The 14,673-nt window shown below is 59.3% G+C and carries 8 protein-coding genes and 1 riboswitch; of the genes, 1 reads left to right on the top strand and 7 read right to left on the bottom strand.

What is annotated here, in order from left to right; all coding sequences use genetic code 11:
* Positions 1–455: 455 nt before the first annotated feature.
* The 7 genes from metE to sfnG all read right to left on the bottom strand — a co-directional run bounded on the left by metE (position 456) and on the right by sfnG (position 12,715).
* Positions 456–2,789, bottom strand: coding sequence for a 5-methyltetrahydropteroyltriglutamate--homocysteine S-methyltransferase (metE, locus tag P6U25_RS08445; protein WP_280973518.1), 2,334 nt, complete (start codon positions 2,787–2,789; stop codon positions 456–458).
* Positions 2,790–2,890: 101 nt separating this feature from the next.
* Positions 2,891–3,091: riboswitch (cobalamin riboswitch) on the bottom strand.
* Between the two features lie 708 nt (positions 3,092–3,799).
* Complete coding sequence (locus P6U25_RS08440; RefSeq protein WP_407152465.1) at positions 3,800–4,912, bottom strand: MFS transporter; 1,113 nt, start codon at positions 4,910–4,912, stop codon at positions 3,800–3,802.
* A 369-nt stretch (positions 4,913–5,281) separates the two neighbouring features.
* Positions 5,282–6,127 (bottom strand): nodulate formation efficiency C protein, encoded by an 846-nt coding sequence (locus P6U25_RS08435; RefSeq protein ID WP_407151031.1) that lies wholly within the window; start codon positions 6,125–6,127, stop codon positions 5,282–5,284.
* A 1,360-nt stretch (positions 6,128–7,487) separates the two neighbouring features.
* Entirely contained in the window at positions 7,488–9,137 is a 1,650-nt protein-coding gene (gene groL, locus P6U25_RS08430) for a chaperonin GroEL (protein ID WP_407151030.1), read from the bottom strand.
* 87 nt (positions 9,138–9,224) lie between these two features.
* Positions 9,225–9,539, bottom strand: coding sequence for a co-chaperone GroES (locus tag P6U25_RS08425; RefSeq protein WP_280973522.1), 315 nt, complete (start codon positions 9,537–9,539; stop codon positions 9,225–9,227).
* A 435-nt stretch (positions 9,540–9,974) separates the two neighbouring features.
* A complete protein-coding gene (locus P6U25_RS08420; RefSeq protein ID WP_407151029.1) occupies positions 9,975–11,171 on the bottom strand; it encodes an acyl-CoA dehydrogenase family protein in 1,197 nt (398 codons plus the stop codon).
* Positions 11,172–11,614: 443 nt separating this feature from the next.
* A complete protein-coding gene (gene sfnG / locus P6U25_RS08415; protein WP_407151028.1) occupies positions 11,615–12,715 on the bottom strand; it encodes a dimethylsulfone monooxygenase SfnG in 1,101 nt (366 codons plus the stop codon).
* Between the two features lie 1,366 nt (positions 12,716–14,081).
* Between sfnG and greA the strand changes: the two genes are divergently transcribed.
* Complete coding sequence (gene greA / locus P6U25_RS08410; protein ID WP_407151027.1) at positions 14,082–14,591, top strand: transcription elongation factor GreA; 510 nt, start codon at positions 14,082–14,084, stop codon at positions 14,589–14,591.
* Positions 14,592–14,673 lie beyond the last annotated feature (82 nt).

Below are 14,673 nucleotides of genomic sequence, written 5' to 3'. Positions count from 1 at the left end.
GCCGATTTGGCAGCCGGACCAGGCTGCAAGCTTTTCGAATTCGAAAGCGCGAACGCTTGACGATTGATTCTGAGCATTCGCGCGAAATCGTGAGACGGGGTTGCCCGATGGCATCATGGCGACGATGCGCCTCACCGAAAGGACAGAGTAGGACGCGCCCACTCTATGCCCGCAGCCTGTCGCTCTCCTTGATGCAGGCTTTCGCCGAAGCTTCAGTACCGCCGCCACGCAATTTGTTGCCCATCCGACCAGGCAAAGCGAAATACCACGGGTCCTGGGGTGTGCCGGCCTTTCGCAGACCGGCGTGTGATCGACTCCGGAACGGTCTTTTCGCCATATCCCGCCGACTAGCGGGATATTCACGCAATTGGACCGCCCGCCTTTCAGCGCAGTGCATTTGTCCGAGTCGACATTCACCATCGACGACGGCGTTCGGGCCGACGATCTTCATGCAATCAGCAGGCTGCTCGTAACTCGCGGGCGGCTGCGACCATATTGACCAAGGCGGGAAGCACCTCCTCCCATCTTCGGGTTTTTAGGCCGCAATCTGGATTGATCCAGAGCTGCGAATCGGACAATCGCTGCCTGGCCAGCGTTATGAGATCTTTCATTTCGTCCTTGCCGGGAACGCGTGGCGAATGGATATCGTAGACACCCGGCCCGATTTCGTTCGGATATTTGTAGTTCTTGAAGGCGTCGAGCAATTCCATCTTCGAGCGCGACGTCTCGATCGAAATGACGTCTGCGTCCATCGCCGCAATCGCATCGATGATATCGTTGAATTCGGAATAGCACATGTGCGTATGAATCTGAGTTTCGTCGGCAGCACCGGACGAACAGATGCGAAAGCTATCCACGGCCCAATCGAGATAACTCCTCCATTGTGATTTGCGTAACGGCAACCCTTCGCGCAACGCGGCCTCGTCTATCTGGATTATTGTCGCTCCCGCCTCCTCAAGGTCGAGCACCTCATCGCGGATCGCAACCGCAAGCTGGCGGCAGGCATCGCTTCGCCGAATATCGTCACGGACAAAAGACCAGTTCAGAATCGTCACCGGTCCAGTCAACATTGCCTTCATTGGCTTGTTGGTCAGCGACTGCGCGTATCGCCACCATTCGACCGTCATCGGCTTCGACCGCGAGACATCCCCAAACAGAATTGGTGGACGGACGTAGCGCGAGCCATACGACTGAACCCAACCGTGCTTGGTGAAGGCGAATCCGGAAAGCTGCTCGCCGAAATACTGCACCATGTCATTGCGCTCGAACTCACCATGCACGAGAACATCGAGCCCGATATTCTCCTGCCATAGCACCGCACGCGCCGTTTCCTCTCTGAGAAACTGCTCGTACTGCGCGTTGCTCAACCCTCCTTTGGCATGGCAAGCGCGGGCATTGCGAACTTCCGCGGTTTGCGGAAACGATCCAATGGTCGTCGTGGGAAATGTCGGCAAGGCAAACCGCGCGCGCTGGGCCTCGGCGCGCTTTGCGAAAGGACTGCAACGGTAGCGCTTGGTTTGGTCGATCGCAGCCATGCGCGCAGCGACGTCCGCATTGTGGATCTTGGGCGATTGCTCGCGTGCAAGTGCCGCGTTTTTTGATGCCGCGAGCACATCGGCCACGCCGGCACGATCGCCAGCAAGCGCCCTTCCTAGGGTCGCTAGTTCCTTAATTTTCTGAACCGAGAAAGCCAGCCAGCTCTTTACATCGGAATCGAGATCGGTTTCGAGCCCCAGGTCGATTGGAACATGGAGCAGCGAACATGAGGGGGCGATCTGGACGCGATCAGTGCCGAGTTTTGCCACGGTGGGCGCCAGCTGATCGACCAGCGCTGAAAGGTTGGAGCGCCAAACGTTGCGCCCATCGACGACCCCCAGTGAGAGAACGAGATCGTTGCGAATCCCAGCGACGATCGCGTTCAGCGGGTCTGCCCCCCTTACCAAGTCGACGTGGAGCCCGGAAACCGGCAAAGCCAAGGCCGTATCGAGATTACCGCCGATGGTCCCAAAGTAGGTCGCCAGCATGATTTTAAGAGCAGGTATCTCCCTAGCAAAATAGGTATAGGTACGAAGCAAGGCTTTGCGGGATATTTCGTCGAGGTCCAAGACCAGACAGGGCTCATCGAGCTGAACCCATTCTGCGCCGCGCGCGACCAGCTCACGAAGAACGTCGACATAGACCGGCAGCAGTCGATCCAACAGCGACAATGGATTGAATGAAGGATCTGCGCTCTTGCCAAGCTTCAGGAAGGTCACTGGGCCAATCAGCACGGGACGCGTCTGGTAACCAAGCCCCTTTGCCTCCTCATATTCCTCAATCGGCTTTCGAGAAGAAAGCCTGAAGATCTGCCCCTTGTGAAATTCAGGGACCATATAGTGGTAATTGGTGTCGAACCACTTCGTCATCTCCTGCGCAGGCGCGCCCTGTGCAGGATTGGAGTGAGGGCAACTCGCATCGAGTTCACCGTTCGGCGCACCGCGCGCCATAGCGAAGTAGGTGTAGAGCGGTACAGGACCTGTGGTGCAAGCGTAAACATCCGGAATGGCGCCCACCATCACACTGGTGTCGAGCACATGATCGTAAAGCGAGAAATCATTCGACGGAATGACGGTCGCGCCGAGCGATTTCTGCCGCGCCCAGTTAGCAGTGCGCAGTCCAGCTGCCGCTTCAAGCAGCTGCGCTTCGGTGGACTTCCCGGTCCAGTAGCTTTCGAGCGCGAATTTGAGTTCACGGCGCGGACCGATGCGTGGCGTACCAAGTGTAGCAACGGGAAGTGAAAGGACGGACATAGCTCTAACCCCTGGTTTGGGGCAGAGGTCATGGCGATTGCGTGCAGGAAAAGCCGCCGAAGCGGCAATTGCTTGGCGCACCACCGGGACACCCCGCCCGCGGACGAATATGTTGTCGGGGCAGGTCTCCTGGCTTGCGGGTCATCGCTGCTGTCCGGCCTTCCCGAAACCAAGCGGTTTCAGTGACTTTATTGGACAGCGGCTCGCCGCTTACAGTTGCGGGGGCAGCGCCGGCATTCGACCGGCTTCCCTCTTAGCTCCGGATCAGTGCGCTCCGGAGAACCTCGACGAAAATCAGTTATCCGAACAAGCAGCGTTCCGTCAACCTCTTGGCACGGCATCCTTCTGCGGCTCCGCTCAACAAGTCTGTAGGTGTGGCTCCATCGCGACGATCGCGATCTAAAGCCCCCTTTGCGCGATGAGTGTGCCGGGCAGTGCTCGCTTCGAACTCGGCCCTGGTCTCTGCACGCGCGAGTACATCGGGGTCGCATTTTGCCTGCAGCCGATGGCACGCGACAGATCGGCTTCGACCGAGCTACCAGTCGGTAGCCTTTACTAGCATCTTCGACATGTGAATCTCTCGACAACTTAGCAAGATCCGCCTTGCGGGACCGTCACCCTTGGAAGCTGTGGGTCAAATCAGCTTGCCCATCCCGGGCAAAGTGGTTCGAGCGGCTGGGCCGGTAAGCAGCTCCCGGTAACGTATCTATCCCGTCGGCCGTGTGCGCCGAGACGTGCGAATATGCTCTGGAAGGCATGGAAGATCTCGGCACTATCAATCAATCTCGCTTTTGCCGTGCTGGGCGCCCCCATCGATGTCGAACGGACCAGCACTGCGTTTGCTATGTATTTCAGGCCGCTGGACCAACGGCCATTCTGCGACAGTGCTTCTTGGCCATAACCGTTCTCTTTCGCAGCGTCCTCGCTATGTTGCTACCCCCGAGTGGCGGTGATGGGTGCCAACCGTGCGCAACCGCTTGGCAGAGGGCCTACATGTCCTTCTCCAACAATCAGCGAGGGTTGGCCGTCACAGTCCGGGCCGACAGCGTGACGATGCACATGAGTGCTCCTAGTATCGCGAGAGCAAAAGGCAGCCCAGCCATGTGTGCAACGAGCCCGGCGCCAGCTGGACCGACGAGGATACCGGCGTAACCCGCCGTCGTGACGGCTGCGATCGCCAAACCTGCCGGCATCACCTTCTGCTTGCCAGCACGGCGGCATAACACCGGCACGATATTCGATGCACCCAATCCGATAAGCAGCAAACCCGCCATGGCAATCGCAGCCACCGGCGCGGCCAGCAGGGCCACAAAACCGATCATGATCGGCACAGGTCCGAACATCAGTGTGGCGCGGTCTCCGATTCTGATCACGAGGGCATCTCCGGCGAGACGGCCTGCGGTCATCGCGATGGAAAACAACATATAACCGAACCCGCCATGCTCTTGCGCCACAAGACCTCTGTCAATGAGAAATAAGGCGCTCCAGTCGATCATCGCGCCTTCGACAAGGAAGGTGATGGCCGCAAGCACCGCTATCAGCAATACGCTGCGATGAGGCAAGACAAGCAGTGGCTCTGACGGCGTGCGACGTGTCGCAAGCAACCGCGGCCATGCCGACAAAATCGCAACTATCATTAGCGCCGAACAAGCCAGCGTCGAAGCAAACGAGTCAATCCGCAGCGAGAGCAAGGCTGTCAGGGCGCCAGCGCCCGACAATTCGCCGATGCTGAACTGTGCGTGAAAGGTGGACATCAATGGGCGGCCGGCTGCTCGCTCTACTTCGGCCGCTTGAACGTTCATGGCTACATTGATTGAGCCGAGTGAAGCGCCAAAGGCAAGCAGCACCGCCCCGAGTTTCAGAGGTGTACTGGCGATAGCGAGCCATGGCAGGGTCAGCGCAAGGCCAAGTCCACCTACAAGAATAGTGCGCCTGGTGCCGTAGCGCGCCCCCGACAAAGCGGTCAAAGGCATGGCGAAGAGGGACCCCATGCCGAGGCAGAGCAGCAGCAGACCAAGCACGCGATGATCGACCGCAAGGCGCTCCTTGGCGAGCGGCACCAGAGGCGCCCAGGCCGAGAAGCCGAATCCGGAGACAAAAAATATGAGTCGCGTCGCGAGCAGGCCGGCCGGCGGATCGGCAGACGGTTTTACGGGGCACTCCGCAGAGAACGCACGTTACGAGTACGGCGCGCCGGCGTTTGCCGGCGCATGCCTGCACACGGTGGGCAGCCCGACGACGATGTCGTCGCGGAACATGCTTCCGTTACTGCAAGTCCAGTGCCATTGCGAAATTAACGCGACGTTCCTGGTGCAAACTTTCGGATGAGCCTATTTCTCGCGACTGCTTGCTATTGCGGGCTGCGGCACCCTCGGACCCACGACGAGTTTGGAGAAGTGTTGTCGTAAATCTCTCAAACCCAACACGGCACCTCCGGCTCAGATGCAGCATCGCTTCGTCGTAGAGCCCCATTGTAAACTCGACGCATTGTCTCAAGGGGCTGCGCCGCGAAGCTGCCCTCCGCGGTCATTCTGCAAGGTCTTCTTGGCCGGTTCTAGTGCTTCTTGTTCTTCTGGATCTGCATGATCGAACCAAGAGCCTGGGGGATAGGTTGCGATGCGCTTAGCAAAAAACGACTGCGGCTCCCAGGTTTTTCCCTCGGCCTTCTCAAAAATGATGACGCCGCCACGAGTGAAGTACCGAGGTCCTGGAATATTGCAGTTCACCACAATCAGGGCGCGCCATAGGCCGCTCTGTGTGGCCTCTTTTTCATCAACTTTCTGCAGGTAATCCACCTGGATCGGATCGCCGATAGTGCAGCGGCCGTGTCGTAGAAGATCGCCCAACCTGCCCTGAGCAGTCATCACAAAGTTGAAGTTGATGGGGTTATGCAGAAAGTGGAGATTCACCGCCTTTTCGCCGTTTGCGATTTCACTGGAGATCAGAGAGAGTGCGAACGCCTTCCAGCCCAATTCTATCGGCTTGGCATATGGCGAATCGACTTTTAACGCGCCGTCGGGCGCAGCCTGCCAGATAATGGCATATTCGGCGGCTTTATCGTCGCGATGTTTACTCCACGAAAAGAAGGCATATTCGCTCCCATCGTTCGATTGAGCGACTCCCCACCTTCTCGGGACGAAGTGCGCGACCTTCGCGACCTTGGAAATGATTTGCTCGATAGTGTCACCGTCTTGCGATCGCCAGGTTGACTTGACCTTGTCGACAAGGATGCTGTCCTCCGCTCTGACATCGCTGCTCGCGACGACCACGGCACCTGGGCAAATCAACAAGAGGTCGAGACAGAGCCAAAGCATGCACCTTCTGATCATTTTCGTCATCTTCGTCATCGCGACTGGTCAGCGCCGACGCTTGAGCGGAGCGCTAGATTAGACTCATTTTTTTTGCTGCAGCTCTGGTCCCGCCGGGCCAACGCGACCTGTTGAGAGTCTCGAGAGAAGCGAGGTGCTGGCAATCTAGAACAACTGTATGCCAGAAAGCATCCAATGCACCTACCAGGAATGGTTGGGTGCGCTCACTCGAATCCTTCAGTACAGTCCAACCGTGAAGCGGTCGTGGGAAAGATACTGAAGAATACTAACGTCGTTACAGATTGTTGAAGGTGATTGATTTGCAAGCACTCGGCGCGCTGATCGGAATGCTTCCACTTGCAGCGTGGTCGATGTGATGATCAGGCAATATCCGTCGGCCGAAATTCGCGGGCACGGAGTCCAACTTGGTCTGACCGCCCGAACAAGGTCGTACGCGTGGGACTCATATTCCGTTTGTTCGCTCGGGCGGCAGATTTAGGTGAAGGTCGGCTTCGACGCCGGGCTCGGACGGCAGAACGTTCATATACCAGCACGACGGATTGCGCGCTGACGTTACCAGACGTACGATCAACCAGCTATTTCGAACAGGTGATTGCTCTGGCTTATTGTCCATTGCATTTGCCGAGCGATCCCCCGGCACTGACGCCTCAGGTCAGATCGGCAGCCGCAACGAAATTTCAGTGCTCATGAACGTCTTCTCAGGTGTCAGTACCAGCATATCGACGACGGTCATGGACCCTGGGCGATCATATAAATACTTTACGTGCCAAAGCGAGCCGACGTCAGGGGAGACGACGAAATCGCGAGAGTCTAACGCTCTGGCGATCATTCGAACCGCCTCGCTATTCCGCATTGATAGAGAGAAAACCGCGTCCATAAGAACAGCTAGGCTCATTCCGTCAGCAAGGAGTGCGCGAGCAATATCGTCGCCGTGAACTTGCCGGAGCGCTGAGATGACTACCGCGACAGCCTCTGGGTCCTTCACTCTGCGCTGCCTTATTGAATCGCCACATAATGCTGAGGACAGAGCCGTGCCGCGAGGATTGCGCCGCCGGCCCTACAGGGGGCTGAGACTACAGTTGCACCCCATCGGGCACACGATCTGCAACGATCCGGAGTGACCGCCCTCCTGGAGTATGCACATCGCTGGCACGCTCCGGGATGAGTGGCAACGTCAGGTATGACTCGCCAATACAGCTCTCGCGCCTCACATTGCCCGATGCAAGCTGGACGACGGTATTCCAACACGGTTCCAAGGGAACGAGCCTCGTCGACGGCCTTAGTGACCCGCTTTATCGATGAGCAAACAAAACCCCGGCAATTGCTGCCGGGGCTTTCTTATTTTTGCGTTCCGCGTGACGCGACTGGATCAGAAGTCCATACCGCCCATGCCACCCATGCCGCCGCCCGGAGGCATTGCGGGGCCGGCAGCGTTCTTCTTGGGCAACTCGGCGACCATCGCTTCCGTGGTGATCAAGAGCGCCGCCACGGAGGAGGCGTTCTGGACCGCCGCTCGCACGACCTTCGTAGGATCGATGATACCCTTGGAGACCAGGTTGCTGTACTCGCCCGTCTGCGCATCGAAGCCGTAAGAGTACTGGTCCTTCTCCAGGACCTTACCAACCACGACCGAGCCGTCTTCACCGGCGTTGATGGCAATCTGACGGGCCGGCCACGACAATGCCTTGCGCACGATCTCGACGCCGGTCTTTTGGTCGTCGTTCTTGGTGCGCAGACCCTTGAGAGCTTCGGTGGCGCGGAGCAGCGCGACGCCGCCGCCCGGCAAAATGCCTTCCTCGACAGCCGCGCGGGTCGCGTGCATCGCGTCATCCACGCGATCCTTGCGCTCCTTCACCTCGACCTCGGTCGCGCCGCCGACGCGGATCACCGCGACGCCGCCCGCGAGCTTGGCGAGACGCTCCTGCAGCTTCTCACGGTCGTAGTCCGAGGTGGTCTCCTCGATCTGCGCCTTGATCTGGGCAACGCGAGCGTCGATGTCGGCCTTCTTGCCGGCGCCGTTGACGATCGTGGTGTTCTCCTTGTCGATCATCACCTTCTTGGCGCGGCCGAGCATCTGCAGCGTGACGTTCTCGAGCTTGATGCCGAGGTCTTCCGAGATGGCCTGGCCGCCGGTCAGGATCGCGATATCCTGCAGCATGGCCTTGCGGCGATCGCCGAAGCCCGGAGCCTTGACGGCCGCGACCTTCAGGCCGCCGCGCAGGCGGTTGACGACGAGGGTTGCGAGCGCTTCGCCTTCGACGTCTTCAGCGACGATGACCAGCGGCTTGCCGGTCTGCACCACGGCCTCGAGCAGCGGCAGCAGCTCGTTCAGCGAGGAGAGCTTCTTCTCGTTGATCAGGATGTAGGCGTCGTCCATCTCAACGCGCATCTTATCGGCGTTGGTGACAAAGTAGGGCGAGATGTAGCCGCGGTCGAACTGCATGCCCTCGACGACGTCGAGTTCGGTTTCGAGCGACTTGGCTTCCTCGACCGTGATGACGCCCTCGTTGCCGACCTTCTTCATGGCGTCGGCGAGGAACTTGCCGATCTCGGCGTCGCCGTTGGCCGAAATGGTGCCGACCTGGGCGATCTCCTCGTTCGAGGTGACCTTCTTGGAGTTCTTCTGCAGGTCCGCAACGACGGCTTCGACCGCGAGGTCGATACCGCGCTTCAGATCCATCGGGTTCATGCCGGCGGCGACCGCCTTGGCGCCCTCGCGGACGATTGCAGCCGCCAGCACGGTCGCCGTGGTGGTGCCATCGCCGGCCGCGTCAGCGGACTTGGAAGCGACTTCGCGCACCATCTGGGCGCCCATGTTCTCGAACTTGTCATCGAGCTCGATCTCCTTGGCGACGGTGACGCCGTCCTTGGTGATGCGGGGAGCGCCGAACGACTTGTCGAGCACCACGTTGCGGCCCTTCGGACCGAGGGTGACCTTCACTGCGTTGGCGAGAACGTCGACGCCGCGCAGCATGCGGTCGCGTGCGTCTACTCCGAATTTGACTTCTTTAGCTGACATAGTTGATTTCCCTGAGTTTCATTTCATCTCACCCTGGATAGGACGCCCGGCAGGCGCTCCTCAGGGGTGAGCGGTGCGAGCAGTGGGTTAGGCGGCCTTCTTGTTGGAAGATATTTCGGTGAGAACGCCCATGATGTCGCTCTCCTTCATGATCAAGAGCTCCTGGCCGTCGATCTTGACTTCTGTGCCCGACCATTTGCCGAACAGCACGCGGTCACCGATCTTCAAGTCGATCGGGATCAACTTGCCAGCCTCGTCACGGCCGCCCGGGCCGACGGCGATGATTTCGCCCTGGGAGGGCTTTTCCTTGGCTGTGTCTGGAATGATGATGCCGCCAGCGGTCTTCTCTTCGGCGTCGATGCGCTTGACAACGACGCGGTCATGAAGTGGACGGAAATTCATACAGTCCTCCTAACTACTTGCACGAGTTGACAATTTCTCGACTGTTAGCAGTCGATGCCGGCGAGTGCTAATGCAGGCGGAACTGAAATAGGACAGGCTTCTTCCGGAGCAAGGGTCTGTAGCAAAAAAATTGGCGCTTACCCCCTACCTAAAGAAGGAGCCCGCCGTTTGCCGACGGGACCTTCCGACCAAAGCCAAGACGATTTGGTGGCCCCATTATGCCTCGGGCTACGCCCAACCCGGCCAGCAGGTAGCGGGAACGACTTCGAGTTTTCTAAAGGCGTCCTTGGGTCCGGGACTTGCCACCGGTTGGGCTCGCATAAGAATCCTGAAAGATCTCTGACGGCCGGAAACGGCACTGCATCTGAAAGTAGATGCTCTTATTCTTTTCAGCCGCAGATAGCAGACAATGTTGCGAGCAGTTCTCAATCCTCACTATTCTCCCCCCTCGTAGAACAGCTCCAGCGGCAGACCGACCAGAGCCTTGCCGATCCAATCGCGCGCGATCACATTGGAGGGCCCCATCGCGATGGCCGCGCGCGCGTCGCGGAAGGCGCGTTCGATCGGCCCCCGATGGTACCCATAGCCGCCCGTTACCGTCAGAGCCGTGGCCGCGACTTTGTTGGCGACTTCGGCGGCATGCACCTTGAACTCGGTCAGCGGGATAAGGATTTCACTCTGCGGCCTGCCAGCGCGCCACAGCGCGTCCAGTTGGCCCGCGAGTTCGTTGCGCCAAGGCCGCAGCGTCTCGACCAGCACCTTGGCTGCCCCGAGTTCCTGCCGGATCGCTTGGTAGTCCGAAAGACTCTTGTTCCGGTCCCTATGCACGAAGCGTGTGGTGTGCGCGACCGCCGCGTTCAGCGCGCCGCGCGCCACACCTTCCCAGACAGAGCCGAGCCCAATCAAGTAGACGGGCGACACCCCGTCATAGATAATCTCCTTGCCCTGCCCTTCGGCACCAAGCCTGTCGCGTTGTGGTACACGCACGTTGATGTAGCGGATTGCGCCCGAATGATTAGCCTTGACACCCAGCGCATCCCATGGCCGTGACTCAATGCCGGGGGACGTGCCGTCGACGATGAAGAACACGATGTCGGCCTGATCCTTGGCGCCCGGAGTGCGCGTCTGGACCACATAATAGTCGGCTTGGCCCGAGCTAGTCGTAAACGACTTCTCGGCGTTGACGAGATAGTCCTCGCCATCTCGCGACGCTTCGGACAGATTGTACCACCAGTGCCCGCCGGTGGCGCGCTCGCTGGTCGAATAAGTGCCGAGCAGTCGTCCATTGTTCGATTTGAGCCATCGCTCCTTCTGATCGGTGCTGCCGAACAGATTGATGGTCTGCGCCGCGCCGACATGCATCACGTAGACGAGGCCGGTCGAGGCATCGACCTGCCCGATCCGACAGGCAGCCTCGGCGAAGTCGATATGGCTGCAGTCGAGCCCGCCGAACTGCACCTCGTTCAGCACGCCGGTCCAGCCGGCGTCCGACAATGCGTGGAGATTCTCCCGCGGAAATCGGCTCTCCTTGTCGTTGCGATCGGCGTTCACCTTTACGGTGGCGTCGATCGCCGCGTCGAGCCGAGCGTAGGCGTCGTCGTCGGCCCTGTGAGCGAAGTTGTCGTTGGTCATGGTCATTCTCCTGTTGGGCAGTGTCAAGCGAGAGCCTGCGTCGGCAACGTTCCGTTAAGATCGCCCCGGCGACGAGCCGCCGAGACGCAGCTCGGCAGCCACGCGGGCGAGTACACCGCGAGGGTCTGGAATGTGCACGCGACCCGCGTGCTCGGCCAGCTGCACCACATCGGCAAAGCGCGCACGATACCGGATCCAGCCTTGGCGCGGCGTCCCGTTTCCGATCAGGGCTCGCATTTCGCCGCCACGACTTCAGGCTCGATGTCACCGAGCGCCGCGGTGCTTCGAACGTCAGCGAGATCTCCGCACGCAAGCGCACCGGCCGCAACTGTGCCATCGCCGGACCGCTCGGCCGACAAGCCAGAGAGAGCGCCGGCTCAGCAAGACCCCATCTGGCGCAAGGCGGTCCGCACTTGCTGCTATCGTCGTCACGTCAACCATTGTCATTCGGCCGCCTGGACGTGCCCGGCCATGTTCGTTTCCAGCGTGCGGACCAGCGGAATGATGCGGCGGCCGAAATATTCGACATCTTCCTGGAAATGCAGGAAACCGAGCAACACGAGGTCAACGCCAACCTTCTTAAGCGCAATGATGCGCTCGGCAATCTGCTCCGGCGTGCCGATCAAATTAGTCTTGAATCCATCGTTGTACTGGACGAGGTCATCGAAGCTTGATTTCGCCCAATTGCCCTGACCTTCCGGCGACGCCTTGCCGGCGTTCTTGACCTCGCGCCCAAAGGCATTGACGGCCTCCGGATCGGCCTTGTCGATGATCTCATTGAGGACGCTGCGCGCTTCGGCCTCAGTGTCGCGCGCGATGGCAAAGCCGTTGACGCCGATTTTGACGGAACGGTTGTTTGCGCGGGCTTTGGCCATGATGTCGTCGACCTGCTTCTTGATCTCCTCGACCGAGTTGCCGTTGGTGAAGTACCAGTCCGATACCCGCGCCGCCATGTCGCGCGCCGCACGCGAGCTGCCGCCCTGGAAGATCTCTGGCAGAGGCGGCGCCGGCTTCGGCTTCAGCGTGTAGTCCTTGAAGCGATAGAAATCGCCGCGGAACGTGAAGCTGTCTTGAGTCCAGATGCCGCGTAGTGCCCGGATGAACTCTTCCGAGCGCCGGTAACGTTCGTCATGATCATACCAATGCTCGCCGATTGCCGCGAACTCGCCGCGGAACCAGCCGCTGACGATATTGACCGCGACGCGGCCTTCGGTGAGCTGGCTGATGGTTGCGATCTGCTTGGCCGCAACAGCCGGATTCCATGGTCCGGGAAGAAGGGCCGCGATCACCTTCAGCTTGTTCGTTGCTGCAAGTAGCGCATGGCTGAAAGCAACAGGCTCGTGCTGAAACTCGGCCCCATAACCGGCTGTGAATCGGATCTGGCTCAGCGCATACTCGAACCCCGCCTGCTCCGCGATCTGCGCCAGGCGGCGGTTATAATCGATGTCCCATCCGGTGCGCTGCTCGATCTTGCTGATGACAAGACCACCGGAGACATTCGGGACCCAGTAGGCGAATTTGATCGAATCATTGCTGGTGCTCATGAAGGTACCTCAACGGTTTTGGCTGGAGTAGGACGTGACGCTGGCGCAACGAAGCACCCAGGCTGCCGTGTGCCAGCCGTTGCGACGCCGCTCGTTCGAGCCGTCGTTAGATGTGATTTACGGGACGGTTGGCGCGGCTCAGGTCAGCTGATCGCCGCCGGCGCATGCTCGGTACGTCAGCAACAGGCCGCACGGCACGGCGTCAACGATGCGACGCATGTTCGAGATTGATCAAGGAGGCCAGAGCAAGTCATCCGCATTCTCCCTCGCAAGCGCGCTCGGCGAGCAACTGATACTCGCAGAGAAACCGATCACGCGCGAGTCCAAGGCGCACTCTTTTCCAGGCGGTCGGGGAAAGCAACGTTCTCTTATTCGCGTTGAACGCGTCGTTTATTGCTGCAGCTCTGGTCGCGAGCTTGTTCAGCAGTACCGAATGCCAAGCGCATCGATCCCAACGATGCGACCTTCGAACACGGCCTTTCCGAGTGCGACGTTCGCTTTGGCGCCCGCGCATTTGCGGCTGTCGACCCAGGCGGTACACGATCGACCACTTAATCAGTCGCTTTAAGACGCCGCCTCATCGCTTGAACGAAGTTACGGCCGCCTGAATTCTAGGCGATCGAATGCGAACATCGGGTTTGATCATCTGCGCACCGTTTAGCGGAGCTGATATCGCCGCGGCGGCAATTACGTTGCCGACAATGCGCTGCATCAGTCCTCGTTGGACGTTGTCGGAAATAAGGACATGGCTTTTGCTAACGGCGCCGCGGGCCGCCTGTTCCGGCTCGCGGCGCCTTCAACAAGTCGTAGGCTACTAAAGCGCGCATTCGTTGCGATCGATACGGGTGCGTTGCTAGATCAAACGCGTCGTTCGGCTCTTCAGTTTGCCGCTCGCTAATTTACATGCCGTGGCCAACCCGTAAGCGCCAGTTCCGCAAAAGCGATCGGAACCGCGCCGGCTTACCAAACCCTGCGTCCACCTTTGCGGGACGACATCGCACCTCATCCAGGCTGCAGTCTCACGTCTGGCCTTTGCTATGTCATTGCTCGGGTGGTGGACTATCAGCGTTGGCACCCCCTTGGATCCTAGAGCTCCTTATCTTGAGTAGAGGTACCGAACCATATCGGTCAAGCCCACGACATAGCGGTCGGCTGCCCCGCCGGCTTGCACCTGCAGTGCAGCAACAATCATCAGGATTGGAACATCTGTCGGCGCATGGCGTTGCACCCGAGGCTTACGGCGATCGATTTCGATCGGCTCCGATAGGTCCAGGCCGTGGCACTCATCGGCGCCAGTATCGAGCGTCAAAGGCACCATTCATTCAGGCGACAAGACTTCGTCGATTAACCCGTTAGAACAATTCCGATGATAAAGCTTCCCATGACGGCCGAGGGGCATGCTGCGCTCGAAGGTGAACTGCGTCACCGCATCCGCACCGAGCGACCAGATCTCGTTCAGCGAATTCAACAGGCGATCGCCAATGACCGAAATCTGGTCGAGAACTCGGAATATCAGATTGCGCTTGCGGAGCAAAGCGTTAACGACGCTCGCATCGCCGAGCTGGAAGATAAGCTCGCGCGTGCTGAGATCGTCGACGTGTCCAGACTTTCCGGCGAGGAAATCAAGTTCGGAGCGACGGTGACGTTGATAGATGAGGATACTGGTGAGAAGCGGATCTGGCAGATCGTAGGCGAAGCCGAAGCCGATGCGAGCAAACACAAAATCTCAGTAGCCTCGCCAATCGCTACGGCATTAATTGGAAAGAGAAAAGGAAGTACGGTGGTCGTCAAGGCGCCGGGCGGTACCAAGGCCTACAGTGTGCGACAAGTAGAGTGGCTCCAGAGCAAGCCCAAGCAAGAGCAAGTGCAAGCGTAATCGACGAAGTCGCCGACCGCACAACCACAGTTACGCGACAACCTATCGGAGATCCTGCTCTAGGTCATCGCGTACACGGCGG

Origin of the sequence: Bradyrhizobium sp. ORS 86 (assembly GCF_045571475.1) — a bacterium.
In the GTDB taxonomy this organism is placed as follows: domain Bacteria; phylum Pseudomonadota; class Alphaproteobacteria; order Rhizobiales; family Xanthobacteraceae; genus Bradyrhizobium.
Note: the sequence above shows the minus strand (reverse complement) of the source record. Positions and strands in the feature narration are given on the sequence as shown.

What these genes read in the sequence shown, in the direction of transcription:
- metE (WP_280973518.1), bottom strand. Translation starts at nt 2,789, where the DNA reads ATGTCCGTCCTTTCACTTCCCGTTGCTACACTTGGTACGCCACGCATC.
- P6U25_RS08435 (WP_407151031.1), bottom strand. Translation starts at nt 6,127, where the DNA reads ATGACGAAAATGATCAGAAGGTGCATGCTTTGGCTCTGTCTCGACCTC.
- groL (WP_407151030.1), bottom strand. Translation starts at nt 9,137, where the DNA reads ATGTCAGCTAAAGAAGTCAAATTCGGAGTAGACGCACGCGACCGCATG.
- P6U25_RS08425 (WP_280973522.1), bottom strand. Translation starts at nt 9,539, where the DNA reads ATGAATTTCCGTCCACTTCATGACCGCGTCGTTGTCAAGCGCATCGAC.
- P6U25_RS08420 (WP_407151029.1), bottom strand. Translation starts at nt 11,171, where the DNA reads ATGACCAACGACAACTTCGCTCACAGGGCCGACGACGACGCCTACGCT.
- sfnG (WP_407151028.1), bottom strand. Translation starts at nt 12,715, where the DNA reads ATGAGCACCAGCAATGATTCGATCAAATTCGCCTACTGGGTCCCGAAT.
- greA (WP_407151027.1), top strand. Translation starts at nt 14,082, where the DNA reads ATGATAAAGCTTCCCATGACGGCCGAGGGGCATGCTGCGCTCGAAGGT.